A 19,607-nucleotide genomic window follows, 5' to 3' on the forward strand; every position below is an offset into this window, starting at 1 on the left:
TTAGAGCCACGAACCTGTGTCGTTTCACTCTTGTTTTTGTCTCGTATCCGAACTGACAACCCTTCCACAGTGGGGACGGGGTCAGGCAGGAAAAATTGTTAGCGCGTCGACACCGGGCGTTTCACCCAGACCGGCGACAGATTGCTGCCGTTACCGGTGACGTACAGCACCGCGGCTTCACCGCGTTCCAGCGCGACCGGTTTCACGTCGCTGACTTTTTTGTCGCCCTCAAACAGCGCCAGGCTGACTTTCACCGGGTTGATTTCACGTTCGCCACGGCCCTTGGCGGCGACGCTCTTGACCACTTCGGTCTTGCCGTCGGCGGTTTTCAGGGTCAGCGGTTTGTCGCTGAGGTTCTGCACGCGCACCAGGGATTTCTGCTTGTTCTTGAACGGCGGCTCTTCGATCAGTTGCGGCGCGCCGGAGGCGTTGTTGACCAGGGTGTAGTAGTGGTCACCGGCGAGTTTCACCGCCAGGCTCTGGCTGCCGACCTTGGCGCTGTAATCGCCGCCCGGCATGAAGCTGAAGTCGCTGCTGGCCAGTGGTGCGATATCGCTCAGGCTGGTGCTGCCGACAGTGGCGCTGACTTCGGCGTTGCTGGCGTTGTAGACCCGCACGAAGGTCGAGCCTTTCGGTGCGGTCGGGCCGTAGAGCGCGGCGTCGCCACCGGCAAAGGCCTGGACCGACAGCACGCTCAGACCTGCAACCAGTGCAATGCGTTTCACGAGACTTTGATGATTGGTAGTGAAAGTCATGGTGTACCTCTCTTTCAGTTTTGCGCCCGGTCGGGCGTCTCGGATTGAGTGTTTACAGCGACGTTTTGTTGGCGGGCGCCGGCTTGTTTAAGCTCTGCGACCCACTGCGGGTCGGCGTCGCCGATTTCGTTGTTCACAGGCAGATAACGTTCAGGAAACTCCCAGATCAGCACCTGTGGTGGGCTGTTCTTGAAGTCATCGCTTTTGAGGTAGCTGAGCATCGGTCGAATCGGGCCGTGGCCGTCCTCGGCGTAGCTCACCACGTCGCTGTGCAGCGCTTGTTTGAGTGCACCGACGAAGTTCCAGTTGGGGTTGGCGCTGTAGCTGGTGCCGACCAATGCGACCGGTACTTCGTTGTTGGCGAAGAGGGCGTCGTCACCGGCCGGCTGATCACCCGCGGCCACGGTGTTGCGCTTTTGCAGTGGCTCTTGCGCCGGCATCAGGTTTTCGAACAGCGGGTCCAGCGGCAGGAACAGACGCAGGTCGCCCTTGTGCGTGACCTTCTCGGCCGGCGTGGTGACAAAGCGCTGCGGCTCGCCGCTGAGCGGGAACTTGTCGGCGATGGTTTTCGCCAGGGTGTTGGCCGCAACCTCGGCGCCCTCAGGCGTCCAGTGCGTGTCGGTGCGCAGGAACACTTGCTGACCGTTCTGCTTGGCCTGTTGCAATGGCTTGAGCAGGTCGGGGGCGAGGATCTTGTCCGCCGCCACGCGGGCGTGGAAATCCTGATAGAGGTTTTCGTGGATGCTCGCCGGTTTCACTTCACCCAGGTGCTCCGGGTACAGGCGAACCTTGGCCGGCACGATCGCCATCACCAGTTTCACGCCTTTGGCTTTCAAGGTCTGGCGCACGCCTTCGACCAGCGCGTAGTTGCCTTGCAGGTTCAACTCTTCGTTGACGATCGGGTTGAATTCCTCGTCGCTGTACAACCACTGATCGCGACCGAGCACCACGCCCGGACGACCTTCGTTGAACAGTTTGAAATCCAGCGCGGCCCAGAGATTGGTGCCCAGACGCTTGATCGGGAATTCATCGTCGTAATGGGTTTCCACAGCCTTGGTCCAGCGGCCGTTGAGCACTGTCGCGTCGGCGTTGGTGCTGAAACCGAAAAAGCTGCGCACTGACCACAGACCCAAGACCAGCAGAGTCACCAGGAACAGGGCGATGTAGAAAATGCGTAATGAGCGGGTCATGTCAGATCCCTCAGAACTGGAAGTAAAGGAACGGCGAGAAGCTTTGCGCCGAGAGTTTGAGAATCGAGGCGATGAACAGCAGCAGGATCAAGCCGCGCATCACGTAGCGTGACCAGTCCGCCGTCCAGTAGGCCGCTTGCACCTGGGCTTCAACGCCGACGGTGTAGCCAGGCTCGTGGATGCTCGCCGGGTTTTCGCCGGGGGCAGCCTTGATCATTCCTGGGGTCGCAGCGGCCGGGCCGTCGGTTTCGACGTTGACCGCTGGCTTGGTTTTGACCGGAGGCTGGTTGGTGTACAGATCACGCAGACCGAAGAACGCCAGCGTCACGTAAGCCACCACCAGCGTCGCCACTTGCAGGCCGGTGAGGCTGGCCTGATTGAGTTCCGACAGCGACCAGTCGCCGAAGCTGAACATCGCGCCGTACATGCGCCCGGCAACGTGCAGGTTCTCGGCACGGAAGATCACCCAGCCCATCACCACCAGCAGGAAGGTCAGCGCCCAGCGGATCGGGTTGAGGCTGCGCGGCGAGGTATTCAGGCCCAGCGCTTTTTCAATCGCCAGCCACATGCCGTGCCAGGCGCCCCAAACGATGTAAGTGATGTTCGCGCCGTGCCACAGACCGCCCAAAAGCATGGTCAGGAACAGGTTGCGATAGGTCATCAGCGTGCCTTTGCGGTTACCGCCGAGGGTGATGTAGAGGTAGTCACGCAACCAGGTCGACAGGCTGATGTGCCAGCGGCGCCAGAACTCGGTGATCGACTGGCTGATGTACGGCTGTTTGAAGTTTTCCATGAAGCGGAAACCCATCATCAAACCCAGGCCGATGGCCATGTCGCTGTAACCGGAGAAGTCGAAATACAGCTGCGCGGTGTAGGCCAGCGCGCCGAGCCAGGCATCGCCCGTGGTCGGGTTTTGCAGGGCGAAGCAATGGTCGGCCACCACCGCGAGGGTGTCGGCGATGAAGACCTTCTTGATGAAACCCTGCATGAACCGCGTGCAGCCTTCGGAGAATTTGTCGAGGGTGTGCGTGCGGTTGTTGAACTGGTCGGCCAGGTCACGAAAACGCAACACCGGGCCGGCAATCAGGTGCGGGAAGATCGCCACGAACGCGGCAAAGTCGATCAGGTTGCGCGTGGCCGGGGTGTCGCCGCGATACACGTCGATGATGTAGCTGATCGACTCGAAGATGTAGAACGAGATACCGATCGGCAGCAGTACGTGGGTCAGGATGAACGGCTCAAGACCGACCGAGGTCATCATCGCGTTGATGCTGTCGACGCCGAAGTTGGCGTATTTGAAGTAGCCCAGGATGCACAGATCCACCGCGACGCCGGCCAGCAGCCAGCGCTGGGCCGGTTTGGTACGCACGCCGGCGGCACCGACTTTGAGGCCGATCCAGTAGTTCCACAGCGTCACCGCTGCAAACAGGGCGAGGAAGTCCACGCGCCACCAGGCATAGAACACGTAGCTGGCGATCAGCAGCAGCAGGTTGCGATAGCGTTGCCCGCTCAGGTAGTACAAGCCGAGAAAGATCGGCAAGAACAGAAACAGGAACACGTTGGATGAAAATACCATCCCGATCTCTCCATGTTTGAACCAACAGTCAAGGGCCAAAGCCCCCCCAAACCCCCCGTGAAAATTCAGGGGGCGACATCACTTCACTGTGAGAGCGAGCAAGCCCGCTCCCACAGGGGATTGCATTCCTTCTTACGAACCCTTGTTGCCCTTCTCATGCGCCGGGTCGTAGACCTTGGTCAGGTCGCCACCCAGGCGGAAGGTCTTGAACGGTTGCATCCCGTGCTTCTTCTCCAGCACATCCGCCGAGCAGGTGTAGAGGGTGCAGAACGGTTCGAGCCAGGCGAATTTCATGTCCTCTTTCAGGTCGGTCATGTCCTGTTTTTTGCCGTTCTTCTTCTCGAATTCATCCGGGTTTTTCACCCCGGACAGCACGCGATCAGCCAAGCGTTTCAGTGCGCCATTGTTTTCCTGGCGCAGATCGACACCGTTGACCTGGGCGAAACTGGCGATCATCGCCAGCGGCGGCAGGGCGTAGTTGTGATAGGCGAGGGCGCGTTGCTGGCGCTTGAGTTCGTTCGGCAGGTAGCCGTCGGCGTCGATCTGATTGGCGCCGACCTTGTATTCCTTCACTGCCCAATCGAACAGGTCGCGGCGGTTGGTCGCGACCGACGTCGCCATCACCGACCACGCCGCCCAGTACGAATGGTTGTTGGTTTTTTCCAGCGGCAGATTGTCCCAGTCGCTGATCACCTGATCGGCCATTTTGCTGAACCAGGCTTCGATCACCTGCGCTTGCTGCTGATGCTCCGCCAGTGGATGCGAGTCGGAGAATTTCAGGCGAATGTACGAAGAGGCCATGCTGCCCAGCGCCCATTTGCGCATCGATTTGCCGGTGTGGTTGAAGTCTTTCGACATCAAGGCGTCGGACTTGGCCCACGCGGCCAGCCAGTCCAGCGTGCAATCGAGCTGCTCCGGGCGACCATCACGCATGAACTGCATGACGCGTTTGGCGGTGCCGCGTTCCAGCGTGGTGATGTCTTTGGTGGTGTCGCGGAAGGCTTTTTCCGATTGCACATTGAGCGTCGCGCGGGCCTTGTCCGAGCCTTCGTATTTGCTGCGAAATTGCAGCGGGCCGGTGTACGGCGTCGGCATTGCGTCGCAGCCTTCGCTTTTGTCGCTGGTCTTGAATTTATCCACAGGGGCGAAGTAGCCCTGAGGTGGACGCAGTGGCGCCGCGGCCTGAGTCGCCCCGGCGAACATCGCCAGGGTGAGCAGGGATGGCGCAAGCAGGTGTTTGATCGTTCGATTTCGCATAGCAGACCTCATTGCCCGACCTGAGCGGTGTGTTGCCCAGCGCCCGGGAATACGTTGCGTTTGCAGATTTTCGCTTCGACTTTCTGTGGCGCGGTGCCCGCTTCCGGGCCCTGAACTTCGACTGCCAGCAGGTTTTGCGAGCCCCAGTCTTCGTCGGTGCGCAACTCAAAGGCGAAACGACCGTCGGTGTCGGAGGTTTCCGGTTTCTCGATCTTGATGTCCTCGTGGCGACCGTTCATGTACCAGAGGGTGGCTTGCAGGGTTTTCACCGAGGTGTCGGCGAAACGGATGTCAACCTGATGACTGCTGTTTTGCAGGTTCATGTTCTTGCTGTTGACCAGCAGTTCCTGTTTGCTGCCCGGTTTCAGCGTGGTGCTGGCGCTCATCTGAGCGTCTTTGCCTTCGCAGCCGTTATCGAGCAGCGCCATCATCTGGCGGTAGATGGTTTCCTGATCGAGGCGATACAGCGGCGAGAACTCCCAGATGAGAATTTTCGGCGGGCTCTTCTGGAATTCGTCGCTGCCCAGGTACTGCAACATCGAACCTTCCAGACCACCGCCGGGGAAGGCAACGTTGAGAATGTCGGCACCGATGTCTTCTTGCAGGAAACCGGCGAAGTTGTAGTTCTTGCCGCTGTGGGACGTACCGACCAGGGTGATTTGCGGGTTGCCGGAATCGCCGAACAGATCGCCGTCAGCGGCCTCGCCTTTCGGCTCGGTGGTGAACTGATCCATGTACTGGATCGCGTAACTGGTGCCGCACAGTTGCCCGGCCATGTTATGCAAAGTGCCGGTTTTGCCCATGCGGCCGGACCGCTTGGTCTCGAACTCACGCTTGGGAATGTCGGCGAAGGCCGGGATCTGCTTGACCTTCTCGGCGACGATTTTTGCCGTGCGCTGCGCGCCGTATGGCGTCCAGTGCTGGTCGCCACGGAAATAGAAATCGTGGGCGGGCAGGGTGTCCGGCAGCGATTCGTTGGTCAGCGGCGACAGGTCCGGCACCACGTAGCCCATCTGCGCAAAACGGCCGAGCATGGTCTTGTAGTTGCCCAAAGCCTTCTCGTAATCGAACGCGGCTTTTTCCTGCGGGTTGAGTTTGTTGCGGTTCACCAGGCCCCGGGTCGGTTGATAGACGATCACCAGTTCCACGCCTTTGCTCTTGAACGCATCGTGCAACTGTTGCAGGCGTTTGTAGCCGGCCGGGGTGGTGTTGAATTCGGTGCGCAGGTCTTCCTGAGTCCGGAACAGCCAGTCGCCTTGCGCCTGCACCAGGGTGGTGAAGTTCTGCTGATAACGCGTGGTGTAGTTCTTCGCGTCATGGGCGGCCGGGCACAGGTTGCAGCACGGCTCGGCGGTGAACCTGGGCGGGGTGACACCGGCAGCCTCGTCGGCGCGAGCGCCATTGCTGGCGGTCAGAATGCCCACGGTCAGGGCCGACAGGCTGAGTAATCTGATCAAGTGTGGGTGCATAAAATTATCCTCAGTCCTGCAGTTCGGTCTGGCGTTCGACAGGGTCGATCAGCACGGCTTTCTGCTGGCGCACCAGCAGGTCGAGAATTTCATCCTGGCGCTCGCCGAGGATGCCGTTGAAGCTGATGCCGCTGGATTTGGTCGGCGCCAGCATCGACACGCGATACAGCTCGACACTCAAGGGCGAATCGATCGACAGCGGGCCGCTGCCGTTGGCCGCGAGTTCACCGCCCACCACGATCAGCGAGACCTGGGCGTCGAACGGGTCGAGCTTGATGTCACGGTCGGTGTCGGTCAGGTCTTTGATGTGGCCGTAGACGCCGGTCAGGCCGTTGGCCATGGCGATGTTCTCGTAGAGGCGGATGTTCACGCTGTTACGAATGCGGATGCCGTGGCGCTTGTTGCTGATGACCTTGTTGCCCCACAGCAGGTTGTCGGCGGACTCGTAGAGGGTGATGCCGTCGGTGTGGTTCTTGTAGATCTCGTTGTAGGCCACGATGTTGTTGACGCTGTTACGGTCGATCACCAGGCCCGAGAGGTGGTTGTCGTAGCTTTTGTTGTTGAAGATGAAGCTGTCGTTGACCTCACGGGAAATGATGATCCCGTGCTTCTTCTTCGTGCCGTGAACGGTGTTCTGGGCAATGATCAGGCCGTGCGAGCGGTCATGCGGGTCGATGCCGTAGACGATGTTGTCTTTGTAGGTGTTGCCCTTGACCACGAAGTCGCGGGTCTCGTAGCAGTAGAAGCCGTACCACATGTCCGAGAACTCGGAACCGACGATCCAGCCGGTAGGCTCGGGACGCTTGAGTACCTTGGCCATGTTCGGCGTGTACTGGGAAATGCTCACCCCGTACGACTTACTGTTGGCGTAGCCGAAACTGGCCATTTTGCTGTTGACGATGTAGGTCTCGGTGCCACCCCAGGCGAGCAGGAACGGCCGGAATTCCTTCGGCGAACGGAAGGTCGCCGGGCCGTTGTCCTTCTCGCGCCAGCCCGTGACTTTGGTGTCACGCACAAACAACTGGCCGTCGTTGACCAGGAACGAACCGGCCTCTTGTGACAGGCGCAGCTCTTGGGTCTGGCCGTCGATTTCGAGGATGCCTTTACGGCCAACCACGATCGGCAATTTGGCCAGGTACACGCCCGGTGAGGTTTCGCTGAAGTACTGCTTGGGCAGCTTCTGCGCCAACTCTTTGAGGTTCATGTAGCCGTCGTCGACGAAGATCGCCTGCGGGATGCCGTGCTGACGCACCACCCATTCAGCCATTTTGTTGTCGCCGCCGATGAAGTCCTTCAGGGCGTCTTCCTGCATCATCCGGCGCACGCTGATCTTGCCCGGTTGGCTACGGACGATTTTCGCGGCGGCGGCTTCGGCGGTGTAGCCGGAGAGGTCGGGCAGTGTCGGCCTGGCCAGTTCCAGTTCCTCGGTCGGCGCGCTGCTGACGGTATAGGTCTTGGCTTGCTGCAACTCTTTGGCAACGGTGACAGGCTTGACCGGCGCACCGGTGGCGAAGGCGCCAGCGGAGGCCAGCAGCAGGGCGCCGGCCAACAGGCTGAGCGAGCCTTTCCTTGCGTTATTCATGTCGGGCACTCCCTTCGCGGTTTGCATCAGAAGCGCCAGATCACGTCGATGAACGCGCGGTGCATGTACGAATCAACCTGTTTGCCGTAGGCGTCGCCCGGCTTGAACACGCCACCACGCAAACGCACCAGCGCCGAAGGTTCGTCGATCGACTGGCTCAACGCCGCCGGCAACAGGCCTTGCTTGAAGTACTTGGTGACCACCAGATCCATCTCCTGACCCAGATCCTTGTTGCCGTCTTCAAGCGGCAAAGAGGTGCTGGAAAGGATCGCGCCAGTGACGTCGTCGGTGTTGTTTTGCACGGCGTTGATGCCGTTGCTGCCGACCGGTTTGCTACCGTCGACACGCCAGAACTTGTGGTAGATCAGGCTGGCGTCGTACTCGTCGTTGAGCATCCACGAACCGAACAGGGTGGCGGTCTGCATGTTGTTCATTTCGCCACGGAAGGCTTCGCCGAAACGGTGAACGCGCGAACGCGTACCGGTGTAGTTCGAGCGGTTGCTTTCCAGGCCGTTCTGTTCGTAATCGGCACTGGCGCGGGCATACGCGGCACCGACCTGCCATTGCGGATCGAGGCGCAGACGCACACCAATGTCTGTAGCCCAGCCGTTGACGTCATCGCTGCGTTTGGCTTGCGCCGGGCGTGAACCATCGGCGTTGAGGGCGTTGACCGTGTCGCGCTCGCCGCTCATGCCGGTGATGCTGCCCCAGTAGTTGACGGTGTTGGTGTTGCGCCAGTTGTAGGCGTCGCTGTCGGCGGTCAGGCCGAGCCAACTGATGTCGCCGTTCTCGGTCTTGTCCAGCGAGTCGCGGGGCACGCCCGGTTCGGCGTAATCGAGCTTGCCGTCGTCGTGGGTGTGGTGACCGCGAATGCCGACCCATTGCCCCGGTGTCCACTGGTAAGCGGCATCGGCGTAGGCGTGCAGGCGATCCTTGTCTTTGGGCGCCAGCTCTTTGAGGTCGGTGCGGTATTCGCTGAAGCGTTCGGCAACACCGGCGTTGGCGCGCAACAGGGTGGTGTCGAAGGTCCAGTTCAGCGCTTCGATGTTGGTGTCGCGCCATTGGCCGTCGTCATTGCGCAGGCGCTGGCGACCGAACTTGAGCATCTCGCCCGGGTAAGGGGTGAGGCCGCTGTAGCCGACCCAGAACTCGCGCATTGCCAAGTAGTTTTTCTTGGTCTTGCGGTCACCGTTGTCGGTGGTCTGCGTACCTTCGCTGTCGGACTGCTGCAGGGTGTCGGTCTCGATGATGTCGGTCGAGGTCACGGCCTGACCCATGGCGTAGGCGCTCCACGCGCCGCTTTCGCCGTAGACCCACGGACGCAGGTCGAGCCCGAGGCCGTTGACGTCGCCGCCACCGGCGGTGCCGAGGTCGCGGTCGTCTTCGGACTGGCCGGTGATTTTCACTTCCAGGCCGAAGTTTTTGCTTTCAGTCATCGCAGCCAGTGTCGGGCAAGACCAGATCAGCGCGAAAGTGAGGCCAATGCCGGCCTTCACGAATGGATTGAGCTTCATAGTTTTTCCTCGCCGTCTTCTTCTTGCAGGGCGTGCAGTTGCAGCGTGTTCGGGTTCAGGGCACCACGACTGGCCTGCTCTTGCTGCAGCAGGCGCTGGGCTTGGGCCAGACGCTCGGGCGGCAATTGCGCCTCGAGGGTGGCGGCCAGTTCATTGGCTTGCGGGGTGTTTTGCGCCTTGGCCAATTGGCTGAACACATAGGCGTTGACCGGGTCGGGCTGGGTGCCTTTGCCTTGGGAGAACAGTTGGGCGATGGCGAAGTCGGCGCTGTTCTGGCCGTTGCGCGCAGCGGTCAGCAAGTGGTCGAGAGCCTTCTGCGGATAGACCTTGCCCAGGTAACCACGGCGATAGATCTGGCCGAGGTAGTAATCGGCGGCGACTTCGCGGCCGACGGCTTTCTGGAAATGTTCCTCGGCGACTTTCGCATCGGGCGGGACCATTTTGCCTTCGTAGTAGAGCTTGCCCAGCAACAGTTCGGCACGCGGCTGGTCGGCGGCGCGGCCGTTATCCAGGTACTGCATCATCTGATCGATGTCGCCCAGTTCCGGGAAGTCGTAGAGCAATTGCGCAAGCGTCACCCACGATGCCGGGTAGCCCGGAGCAATCGGTTCGAGCAACGACTGCGCGGTTTTTTCGTCGGTCGTGCCCAGGGTCGGATCGGCCAGCACACGGGCGACCGAATCGACGCGTTGAGCGGTGACGGTGCCACGGCTGTAACCGGCCTGCATCTGCTTGATCAGCTCGGCCTGTTGTTCAGGCTGGGCACGTTTCTGATAGACCGTGGCCAGTTCGACGTAGCAGATGTCGGTGGTGTTGAGCGCGGCTTTGCATATTCTTTCCACGTCATCCAGATGCTGGTCGTAAGTGCCTTGGGTGCGATAGAGCAGCACTTGGGCCAGACCCGCCTCGGGGTAACCGGATTGGCGCCACTGATCGATCTGTTGCTGAGCGTTGATGTTCGGAAAACTGTGCGGGTATTGCAGGTACAGCATCGCCAGCGGGATCAACGTGTTGCCTTCGCCTTGGGCGGCCGCCTTTTTCAGCAGGCTTTCGGCCTCCTGACGCTCGGCTTCGGTGGAACCGGGTTTGGCTACCAGCAAGCGGCCGAGTCGCGCCTGGGCTCGCGATGAAACACTGGCCGCTGCGCGGTAAGTCGCTTCGGCCTGTTTCATTTGCTCGGGGTCGTGGCTGTCGACCTGAATATCTGCCAGGCCCACTTGCGCTTCGCTGTAACCCAGATCGGCCAGTTGCTGATAGTTCTGCGCAGCGGTGGCGGTGTCGCCACGCTTGAGTGCTTCGTTGGCCAGGCGCTGGTCGGGCAGGCCGGCGCAACCGGCCAGACTGACCGCCAATGCCACTGCACACAGCGGCCCCATGTGGGAGCGGGCTTGCTCGCGAAAGCGGTGTGCCAGCCCACATTGATTTTGAATGTTCAACCGCATTCGCGAGCAAGCCCGCTCCCACAAGGGCTGCGGCGTGTTCAACAAAACAGGAATCGTCACAGGCATGTCCTCGACTTAAAGACCGGCAGCCATGGCTTTGTCGATCAGCCAGTTCAGGTTCGGGCCCCGGTCGCTGTTCACTTCCACCGGGCGGCCGGCGAAGCGGCTGTCGAGCGGCTCGTCAGGCTGGATCTGCACGCGGATGTCGGAGGACAGGTCTGCGCTTTTCAGGCTGGTGCTGCTGACGATCTTGCCGGTGCGGGTCTGGTCTTCGCCGGCGATCTGGAAGCTCACAGGCGTACCCGGACGCACGTCGCCGAACTGGCGATAGGAGAACCGCGCATCAACGGTGGCCTGGGTGTTGCGCGGCACCAGTTGGAAGATCACGTCGCCCTTGCTCGCGTATTGACCGTCGGCCACCAGTTGCTGAGCCACGGTGCAGTCGCACGGCGAAGTCAGGGTGCCGGTCATTTGCTTGCCGAACAGTTCCTCGACCTTGGCCGGGGTCAACTGGTCTTCTTCCAGGTGGCCCTTGAGCACGTCAAGCATGCTGGTGCTGAACGTCGCCAGTGGTGCACCTTTGGCGGCGACGCCGTCGGACTTGACCAGGCTCTGCACGGTGCCGTCACGCGGCATGGTGATGTTCATCCCCGGCACGCTGACCAGGCCAGCCTGCGCGTGGCTGACGAAGTACATGCCGTACACCGATTTGAAAATGAAACCGGCGGCGACCAGGCCGACGACAAAAACACCGGCGCTGAACGTCACGGCCTTCAAACGGCCGAACGGCGTCATGCCGGAGCCGCTGTCCTTGACCTTGCGGGCCTTGGTGAAGTTGTCGCGCTGCAGGGTCGCCAGCACTTCACCCATGCTGACGATGTCGCCAGCCAGGTGCGAGGTGATCAAGTGGCGCAGGGTGGAGATATCCTGCGGCTCAAGGTTCTGAAACTGGCAGCCAACGCGACCGCTCGGGCGGTCGTAAGAGCGAACCTGCAGTTCAACGTCCATGGCCAGGCCGAGGTTGTCGATGACAAATTGCAGGCGGGCCTTGTACACCTCGCCGATAGTCAGCGGCAGTTGCCCGGCGTTGAACGCCAGGCCGCCGGCCGAGAGGTCCAGGACCCGCGTTTCAACGGGCGCCCGGTCAGGGCCGAAGAAACGCAGTTTGGCCGGGATTTTCACGCGGGCGTGCTGACGCTGGGCTTCGGATTCATGCACTACATTGGCGTTGACGGCGGTATTCATAGGGGCGATTTCCTTGTTAATTCAAGAGGGGCGGGTCAGACCATCATCAGCAGCACGGCGACGAAAATGCTGCCGGCGGAGAAGGTCATGGTCCGAGACGACCAGGTGTTGAACCAACGTTGAAAGCTGGCGAGATCACGGGTCAGGGACGTGGGCTGGCGAGTCCAGGACTGTTGGTCGAGGCGGAAGAACACGTAGATCTTCACCAGCGCACCGACGATCTGGTTGTAATAGAGAATCGCCGGATAAGCCGGGCCGATCCGGTGACCGGAGCAGGACAACAGCAAGGTCAGAATCAGGCGGGTGATGCCGATCCACAGCAGGTAAACCAGAATGAATGCAGTGCCGTACTTGAAGCTGGCGATGATCGCCACGGTCAGGCCGAGCAAGGACGTCCACATCGATACGCGCTGATCAAACAGCACCACCGAGGTGAAGGCGCCGAGGCGTTTCACACCCAGACCCAACGCGCGGGAGTTCTGCCGCAGGTTGTTGCCGTACCAGCGGAACATGAGTTTGCGGCTGGCCTTGATGAAGCTCTTTTCCGGCGGATGTTCAACGGTGTTGATCGCCGCGTCAGGCACGTAAAAGGTGTCGTAACCCAGACGCATCAGGCTGAACCAGCTCGACTTGTCGTCGCCGGTCAAAAACTTGAAACGACCCAGGCGCCAGTGCTGCAGCGAGTCGCTCTCCACGTCGGCGATGAATTCCGGGTTGGTCACCACGGTGGCGCGGAACACCGACATGCGCCCGGTCATGGTCAGTACGCGCTTGGACAGGGCCATCGAACACATGTTGATGTGACGCTGGGCGAAGCGCAGCTTGTGCCATTCGCTCATGATGTAGCCGCCGCGCACTTCGCAGAACTCGTTGGTGGTCAGGCCGCCGACGTTGCCGAACAACTGAAACCACGGCACGGTCTTGCGCACGGTGCCTTCGCCGAGCACGGTGTCGCCATCGATCACGGCGACCACGGCGCGGTCGTCCGGCAGGTGACGGGAGATCGCGCGGAAACCGTAGGCCAGGCCATCACGTTTGCCGGTGCCGGGAATGCGCACGAAGTCGAGCTTGACGCGTTCGGGCGGATTCATCCGCGCCCACAACGCTTTCACCAACAGCTCATCGGACATTTCGACGATCGAGCAGACCACAGTGGTCGGCAGTTCGCAGTCGATGGCTTCGCGGATCACCGAGCTGTAGACCTGCGCGGTGGTGAGCGCGTCGATACGGAAACTGGTGACCATCAGAAACACATGCGAGGGGTCCGCTGCTTTACCCAGCTTGCGCACTTTACGGCGCAGGTGCGGATAAACGATGTAGAGAAAAATCATGCCGCGCACAAAGTGCGTTGCACCCATCGAGTAGCGCCAGATACCCACGGCGCCAATCAGGAAAATGAAGTCCTTCGACTCGGAGTCGAATGTGGACGCGGGCAGCATCAAGGCCAGGCCCATCAGCAGACTCAAATAGAAAAGCCAGCCGGCGGATTGCAGAAAAAAATGTTTGAGCTTGGTCATCAACGTCATCCGAAGGTATTGGAGGCTTCGAGCTGCAAGCCTCGAGCTGTAAGCCGCAGCTCGAGGCTTTTCGCTTAGGGCTGCGTTACCAGCAAATGCCTTCGGTGCGCGTGCCGGCGTCGGTGGCTTTGGCCATGAAACCGACCAGATCGATGACCTGTTTGCCGTGCGGTGCTTGCTGGGCCAGCGAACGGAATTTCTCGTCGCGGTTGCCGAGGATGATCACGTCGGAGTTATCGATGACCGAGTCGAAGTCCGCGTTGAGCAGGGACGACACATGCGGAATCTTCGATTCGATGTAGTCCTTGTTCGCGCCGTGAACACGGGCGTACTCGACGTTGCTGTCGTAGATGCTCAGGTCGTAACCCTTGCCGATCAGCATTTCAGCCAGCTCAACCAGCGGGCTTTCGCGCAGGTCGTCGGTGCCGGCCTTGAAGCTCAAACCGAGGAGAGCGACTTTGCGTTTGTCATGGCTTTCAACGATGTCGAAGGCGTTCTGCACTTGCGATTCGTTGCTGCGCATCAGCGAGTTGAGCAGCGGCGCTTCGACGTCCAGGGAGCCGGCGCGGTAGGTCAGGGCACGCACGTCTTTGGGCAGGCACGAGCCGCCGAACGCGAAGCCCGGACGCATGTAGTACTGGGACAGGTTGAGGGTCTTGTCCTGGCAGACCACCTCCATCACTTCACGGCCATCGACGCCGACGGCTTTGGCGATGTTGCCGATCTCGTTGGCGAAGGTCACTTTGGTCGCGTGCCAGACGTTGCAGGTGTACTTGATCATCTCGGCGACGGCGATGTCCTTGCGGATGATTGGCGCGTCGAGTTCTTCATACAGCGCTTGCAGAACGTCGCCCGAAGCCTTGTCGAACTCGCCGATGACGGTCATCGGTGGCAGGTCGTAGTCGGCGATGGCGGTGGATTCACGCAGGAATTCCGGGTTGACCGCGACGCCGAAATCAACGCCGGCCTTCTTGCCGGAGCAGTCTTCCAGGATCGGGATCACCACGTTGGCAACGGTGCCCGGCAGTACGGTGCTGCGAACGACGATGGTGTGGCGGGTGGTTTTTTCTCGCAGGACAAAACCGATCTCGCGGCACACCGCTTCGATGTAGTTCAGTTCCAGATCGCCGTTCTTCTTGCTCGGCGTGCCGACGCAAATCATCGACAGATCGGTGTCACGAATCGCCTCGGCGAAGTTGGTCGTGCCACGCAGACGACCGGTCTGGACACCCTGTGCCAGAAGTTCGCCCAGGCCCGGTTCAACAATCGGCGATTTGCCGGCGTTGATCATGTCGATCTTGTCTTTGGCAACATCGACGCCAACCACGTCATGGCCCCGTGCAGACAGGCAACCGGCACACACTGCGCCAACGTAACCCAAACCAAATATGCTGATGCGCATCGCAATTACCTCTGTATATATCAGGCCGTTAGAGGGCCGGAGTTAATGGTGTTCAGCGTTCATTAGTGCACTCGAAAGTGCGGCATACAGGCGCCACAATGCCGTGTGCAGGCATACTAAGTTTCGAGTGTCTAAATAAGTGCACTCAAGATGTGCGCAACCAGGCCTTGTTGTTATGACGTGCCCTGTTTTGCAGCCAATCTTCATGTTTGAAGATCTTGGTACAGTCGTTTTTACGCGCTTGATCTCAGGTTTAAGCCTTGCGTATCAAGCGGTTGGGTGCTCAGACGAGCACGTTTACAGGGGCGCGGCCATGGCCTTGCAGGGGATGTTAATGGTGCTTATCTCCTGTCCATCAAGTTGCTTTCAGACTAGTTAGTCATCTAGGCAAGTTGCTGTGACAACTTGGTTACATGGCTATCTGCCTGGCGTAAGTTATCTCGTACAAACTCGGCGAGAATCGTTACCGGTGGTATGAGCTATGCATTTGGACATAGTTCCAGCCCGCTCATCGCGAAATCTGAAATTTCTTGAAATATTGTCAAAGATGGCACTAATCTCAATTTGATAGCACTTTCGTTTTCGACCTTTATTAACAGGCGAATAATCACGTTAGATAGTTTTGTGCCACTACCGTGAAAAAATTCAGGTGCCACTACTGAAAAAAATGAAGAGTGTCGAGTGAAACTAATATTAGAAAAGAGGGTGTTGATTTTATGGCGCCATTAAAATGGCGATATCGAGGGAGGGATTTTTGACATCGTGCTCAATGCACGACTCTTTATAGAAAGCGTCGTGCATTGAGCATGCTTTATTCGGGGGCGTGGTCGCGCAAGAACACCAGCGTGTCCGGTTTCGATTGCTCGGTACTGTAGCGATAACCCTGCACATCGAATTGCTTGAGCAGGGCTGGGTCGTTGATTTTTTCCTGGATCACGAAACGGCTCATCAGGCCTCGGGCCTTTTTCGCGTAGAAACTGATGATCTTGTACTGGCCGTTCTTCTGGTCCTTGAACTCGGTGTTGATGATCCGCGCGTTCAGGGCGCTGCGTTTGACCGCCGAGAAGTACTCGTTGGAGGCCAGGTTGAGCAGCACGTCGTCGCCCTGATCTGCGAGCGCCTGGTTCAGCCATTCGCTGATGCGCGTGCCCCAAAAGGCGTACAGATCCTTGCCACGGGCGTTGGCCAGTTTGGTGCCCATTTCCAGGCGATACGGTTGCATCAGGTCCAGTGGACGCAGCAGGCCATAAAGGCCGGAGAGCATGCGCAGGTGCTTTTGCGCGTAGTCGAACTGGGCTTCGCTGAAGGACTGCGCGTCGAGACCGGTGTACACGTCACCCTTGAACGCGAGCAGGGCTTGCTTGGCATTTTCCGCGGTGAAGGCGGGCGTCCAGCTGCCGAAACGCGCGGCGTTGAGGCCGCCGATCTTGTCGGAAACGTGCATCAGTTCGCTGATCTGCGCCGGGCTCAGTTCGCGCAACTGCTGGATCAGCTCCTGGGAGTGGTCGAGGTATTGCGGCTGGGTAAAGCGCTGGGTCGCCGGCGGTGTTTCGTAGTCGAGGGTCTTGGCGGGGGAAATCACCATCAGCATGAAGTCGTCTCCTTTAATCGTGGGGGCGATTCTAGGGGGTTGGAGCGGATGACTCCAGCTATCAAGTCCATAGGTGATCGACGGCCTGCTGCGTAACCCCGGTGGGAGCGGGCTTGCTTGCGAAGGGGATGGGGGGAGTGCGGGAAGTTGGGCGGGATCAGCTATAGTGCCGCGCGGGTTTTGTTATGGAGACACCTCTTTGCGCATTGTTCTTTTATTCACCGCGTGGCTATTGAGCTTCGGTGCCGTCGCGGCGCCGGGCGATGTGGCGACGCTGGATCGCAGCACTTGGCCTGAGCAACTGACCAGCCCGACCCTGTTCGATGTCGCTTCGCGTGCGGAAATCCTTATGTTCGCTCGCGGTTTGCTCGGCACCGAGTCCATGGGCGAAGCTGCACTGGCTCAGCGCCTGGGGCTGCGTACAGTCAATATCGACGCGATCAACAGCCTGCGCCAGCGTCTCTGGCAGCGCTTGCTGAGCAGCTATAACTACGCCCAGCAAAGCTGCGATCAGGATGCCTCGTTCTGCTTCCTCGTTGAGGACTTGCCGACGTTGCGCGAGCAGGCCGCCAAGTTTGTGGTCAGTGACGACAGTTTTTACACCCAGTGGGCAGAGCCGAGCCGGATCTTCCATTTGCAGTATCTGAACGAGTTGATGCGCAAGGCTGCGCTGTCACCGCAGACCAGCAATGAATTCGATCGTTTTGGCGACTACGAGCGTAATGGCGACGAGATGCACGACCGGCTGTTTCTGCTGACGTTCGACAGCGCTGCCAATGTGCAACCGGACAACACCGACTGGCTCACCGAGTACCTGCGCAAGGCAAACTTGAGCGGTACTTTCTTCATGCTCGGCAAGGATATCCAGGCGCGGCTGGCCGATCGTTCGGTGAGCAGCCTGCAAGCGGCGTTCTCTCAACAGTGCGTAGGCGTGCAGGGTTGGGAGTTCCGCTCCCATAGCTACTGGCAGGACTGGCAGGATTCGGTGCGCCGCAGCGCCGATCTGGTGAGGAACAAGTTGCCGGAAAACTACGTGCCGCTGTTCCGTCCACCGGAAGGTCAGCGCCGCAGCGATGCACAAGGGTTCTTCAATACCCAGGGCCTGCACGTGGCGCTGTGGGACATCGATGCCCAGGACGGTGCGGGCAAGCTCAAGGGCAACCCAAGCGCGCAGCGAGTGCTGACCCTGATGTTGTTGTGGCGGCACGGGGTGATCAATTTCAACATGAAACAGGATGCGGTGAAGACCTCGCTACCGTGGCTGATCACGCAAACCGCGCAAAGCGGCATTGGTTGGGAAGACTGCCAGGACGGGTTTCGCTGAAAAACGGAAAAAGCCCGGAAACATTGGGCTAGAGGTGGTTTTTTTCGAGGAATCGATGCAGGCGGACTTCCGACTCTAACGGTGTCGACAGAGTCCGCCAAGGGCTTTTCGTCACTTTGCAAAATAAACTTAAAAAAACCGTCAAAGTGCTTTTTTATGTCATGGGTTTTGGAGTATTACGAAGACAGACCGCCGAAACCTGCAACACAGGTGGCGTCTTCCAAGACCCATTTTGTGTGCAGTTCATCTGCTCCTCACCGAGAGCTTCGCAGATGAATTCGGTAGTCACTTCGAGGCGCAGCACCGCCCAGGTATTGCGTCGAATGGCTCCCACAAAGGTGACCGAGTATGGATGATCACGGACGTAGCCCTTCTTCCAACCAGCCAATCCTTTATGTACTCGATACCAACGTATTGATTCACGATCCAAACGCCCTGCTTAACTTTGAAGAACATCACGTCGCCATCCCGATGACCGTGCTGGAAGAGCTCGACAAGCTCAAGAGCGGGCATCACAGCGTGGCCGCCGAATGCCGTCAGGCCATCCGGCTGATCGACAAGACCCTGGGCGATGCGTCCCCTGAAGACGTTGAACTGGGTGTGCCGATCCAGCGCGGCAAGGGCGGGCCGAAGGGCTTGCTGTCAATTTTGATGAGCAAGCACGCCGAGCCGCATCTGATTCTGCCCGAGCACCTGAACGACAACAAAATCATCAACCAGTTGATCGACCTGCACGCGCGCGATCCGAAAAAACCTGTGGTGCTGGTCACCAAAGACATCAACATGCGCCTCAAGGCGCGCGCCTGCGGGATTGCCGCCGAAGACTACAGCACCGACCAACTGGTCGATGACGTCTCCCTGCTGCCCAACGGCTATCACAACATGACCGGCTCTTTCTGGGACCGCGTGAGCAAGGTCGACACCCGCCAGGACCACGGCCGCACCTGGCATCAGGTGCAACTGATCGACAACCTGCCGGCGGTCCACATCAACGAGTTCATCATTGACGAACAGGGCTTTGTCGGCTGGATCAAGGAGATCGAAGAAGACAAGCTGCTGATCCTCGACCTGCATCAGGAACCGCTGCTCCATCAAGAGGCTTGGGGGCTCAAGCCACGGGACATCTATCAGAGTCTGGCGCTGTACGCGCTGCTGGACCCGGACATCCATCTGGTCAACCTGTCCGGGGCTGCCGGTTCGGGTAAAACCATTCTGGCGCTGGCGGCTGCGATCGAGCAGACCATGGTCAGCAAGCGCTATCGCCGCATTATCGCGACCCGCAGCGTACAAGGGCTGGATCAGGAAATCGGCTTCCTGCCCGGCACCGAAGCGGAAAAAATGGAGCCTTGGCTGGGCGCCATCACCGACAACCTCGAAGCCTTGCACATGGATGACGAAAACACCCATGGCAGCGTCGACTACATCCTCAGCAAAGTGCCGCTGCAATTCAAATCGCTTAACTACATTCGCGGTCGCAGCTTCCAGCAAAGCCTGATCCTGATCGACGAATGCCAGAACCTCACGCCGCACCAGATGAAAACCATCATCACCCGGGCTGGCGCCGGCTCCAAAGTGGTGTGCCTGGGCAACCTGGCGCAGATCGACACCCCTTACCTGTCCGCGACCAGCTCCGGGCTGACGTACCTGACCGAACGCTTCAAAGACTTCCCCAACGGAGTGCACATCACCCTGCAAGGGGTGCCTCGCTCGATCCTGGCCGAATACGCCGAATCGCACCTGTAA

At 59.6% G+C, this 19,607-nt stretch carries 14 protein-coding genes; 2 read left to right on the plus strand and 12 right to left on the minus strand.

Annotated features, from left to right (window positions below):
* Positions 1 to 98: 98 nt before the first annotated feature.
* The 12 genes from AACY50_RS10435 to yaaA form a co-directional block, all read right to left on the minus strand.
* Complete coding sequence (locus AACY50_RS10435; protein WP_339432063.1) at positions 99 to 755, minus strand: alginate O-acetyltransferase AlgF; 657 nt, start codon at positions 753 to 755, stop codon at positions 99 to 101.
* A gap of 14 nt (positions 756 to 769) precedes the next feature.
* The gene (locus tag AACY50_RS10440) at positions 770 to 1,945 is read right to left on the minus strand and encodes an alginate O-acetyltransferase (RefSeq protein ID WP_339494789.1); all 1,176 of its coding nucleotides are present in this window, start codon (positions 1,943 to 1,945) and stop codon (positions 770 to 772) included.
* A 10-nt stretch (positions 1,946 to 1,955) separates the two neighbouring features.
* Positions 1,956 to 3,521 carry an MBOAT family O-acyltransferase gene (locus tag AACY50_RS10445; RefSeq protein ID WP_221729956.1) on the minus strand — a complete coding sequence of 522 codons (1,566 nt, stop codon included), beginning with the start codon at positions 3,519 to 3,521 and terminating at the stop codon, positions 1,956 to 1,958.
* Positions 3,522 to 3,653: 132 nt separating this feature from the next.
* Complete coding sequence (locus AACY50_RS10450) at positions 3,654 to 4,778, minus strand: mannuronate-specific alginate lyase (RefSeq protein ID WP_339432065.1); 1,125 nt, start codon at positions 4,776 to 4,778, stop codon at positions 3,654 to 3,656.
* 8 nt (positions 4,779 to 4,786) lie between these two features.
* Positions 4,787 to 6,247, minus strand: coding sequence for an alginate O-acetyltransferase (locus AACY50_RS10455; RefSeq protein WP_339538536.1), 1,461 nt, complete (start codon positions 6,245 to 6,247; stop codon positions 4,787 to 4,789).
* 10 nt (positions 6,248 to 6,257) lie between these two features.
* A complete protein-coding gene (gene algG / locus AACY50_RS10460) occupies positions 6,258 to 7,829 on the minus strand; it encodes a mannuronan 5-epimerase AlgG (RefSeq protein WP_339432067.1) in 1,572 nt (523 codons plus the stop codon).
* Between the two features lie 26 nt (positions 7,830 to 7,855).
* Positions 7,856 to 9,343, minus strand: coding sequence for an alginate export family protein (locus AACY50_RS10465; protein WP_339494793.1), 1,488 nt, complete (start codon positions 9,341 to 9,343; stop codon positions 7,856 to 7,858).
* Positions 9,340 to 10,845, minus strand: coding sequence for an alginate biosynthesis TPR repeat lipoprotein AlgK (algK, locus tag AACY50_RS10470; RefSeq protein ID WP_339432069.1), 1,506 nt, complete (start codon positions 10,843 to 10,845; stop codon positions 9,340 to 9,342). The genes AACY50_RS10465 and algK overlap by 4 nt, the downstream gene beginning before the upstream one ends.
* Positions 10,846 to 10,860: 15 nt before the next feature.
* A complete protein-coding gene (locus AACY50_RS10475; protein WP_339432070.1) occupies positions 10,861 to 12,030 on the minus strand; it encodes an alginate biosynthesis protein Alg44 in 1,170 nt (389 codons plus the stop codon).
* Positions 12,031 to 12,065: 35 nt separating this feature from the next.
* The gene (gene alg8 / locus AACY50_RS10480) at positions 12,066 to 13,547 is read right to left on the minus strand and encodes a mannuronan synthase (protein ID WP_339432071.1); all 1,482 of its coding nucleotides are present in this window, start codon (positions 13,545 to 13,547) and stop codon (positions 12,066 to 12,068) included.
* 85 nt (positions 13,548 to 13,632) lie between these two features.
* Positions 13,633 to 14,949: a nucleotide sugar dehydrogenase gene (locus AACY50_RS10485; protein WP_339432072.1), complete on the minus strand. Its 1,317-nt coding sequence runs from the start codon at positions 14,947 to 14,949 to the stop codon at positions 13,633 to 13,635.
* Positions 14,950 to 15,760: 811 nt separating this feature from the next.
* Entirely contained in the window at positions 15,761 to 16,540 is a 780-nt protein-coding gene (gene yaaA, locus AACY50_RS10490) for a peroxide stress protein YaaA (protein WP_339432073.1), read from the minus strand.
* A gap of 199 nt (positions 16,541 to 16,739) precedes the next feature.
* On the opposite strand from yaaA, the gene AACY50_RS10495 reads away from it, so the two are divergent.
* Together AACY50_RS10495 and AACY50_RS10500 are read left to right on the plus strand one after the other, a co-directional pair.
* Positions 16,740 to 17,864, plus strand: coding sequence for a polysaccharide deacetylase family protein (locus AACY50_RS10495; RefSeq protein ID WP_339494796.1), 1,125 nt, complete (start codon positions 16,740 to 16,742; stop codon positions 17,862 to 17,864).
* Between the two features lie 348 nt (positions 17,865 to 18,212).
* Positions 18,213 to 19,607 (plus strand): PhoH family protein, encoded by a 1,395-nt coding sequence (locus AACY50_RS10500; RefSeq protein WP_339432075.1) that lies wholly within the window; start codon positions 18,213 to 18,215, stop codon positions 19,605 to 19,607.

Source organism: Pseudomonas sp. RA_15y_Pfl2_54 (genome assembly GCF_963971015.1).
GTDB classification, from domain to species: Bacteria; Pseudomonadota; Gammaproteobacteria; order Pseudomonadales; family Pseudomonadaceae; genus Aquipseudomonas; species Aquipseudomonas baetica_A.

Excerpts from the sequence above, each read along its gene's own strand:
- algG (WP_339432067.1), bottom strand. The coding sequence starts at position 7,829 with ATGAATAACGCAAGGAAAGGCTCGCTCAGCCTGTTGGCCGGCGCCCTG.
- AACY50_RS10445 (WP_221729956.1), bottom strand. The coding sequence starts at position 3,521 with ATGGTATTTTCATCCAACGTGTTCCTGTTTCTGTTCTTGCCGATCTTT.
- AACY50_RS10465 (WP_339494793.1), bottom strand. The coding sequence starts at position 9,343 with ATGAAGCTCAATCCATTCGTGAAGGCCGGCATTGGCCTCACTTTCGCG.
- AACY50_RS10475 (WP_339432070.1), bottom strand. The coding sequence starts at position 12,030 with ATGAATACCGCCGTCAACGCCAATGTAGTGCATGAATCCGAAGCCCAG.
- yaaA (WP_339432073.1), bottom strand. The coding sequence starts at position 16,540 with ATGCTGATGGTGATTTCCCCCGCCAAGACCCTCGACTACGAAACACCG.
- alg8 (WP_339432071.1), bottom strand. The coding sequence starts at position 13,547 with ATGACCAAGCTCAAACATTTTTTTCTGCAATCCGCCGGCTGGCTTTTC.
- AACY50_RS10455 (WP_339538536.1), bottom strand. The coding sequence starts at position 6,247 with ATGCACCCACACTTGATCAGATTACTCAGCCTGTCGGCCCTGACCGTG.
- AACY50_RS10450 (WP_339432065.1), bottom strand. The coding sequence starts at position 4,778 with ATGCGAAATCGAACGATCAAACACCTGCTTGCGCCATCCCTGCTCACC.
- AACY50_RS10440 (WP_339494789.1), bottom strand. The coding sequence starts at position 1,945 with ATGACCCGCTCATTACGCATTTTCTACATCGCCCTGTTCCTGGTGACT.
- AACY50_RS10485 (WP_339432072.1), bottom strand. The coding sequence starts at position 14,949 with ATGCGCATCAGCATATTTGGTTTGGGTTACGTTGGCGCAGTGTGTGCC.
- AACY50_RS10500 (WP_339432075.1), top strand. The coding sequence starts at position 18,213 with ATGGATGATCACGGACGTAGCCCTTCTTCCAACCAGCCAATCCTTTAT.
- AACY50_RS10435 (WP_339432063.1), bottom strand. The coding sequence starts at position 755 with ATGACTTTCACTACCAATCATCAAAGTCTCGTGAAACGCATTGCACTG.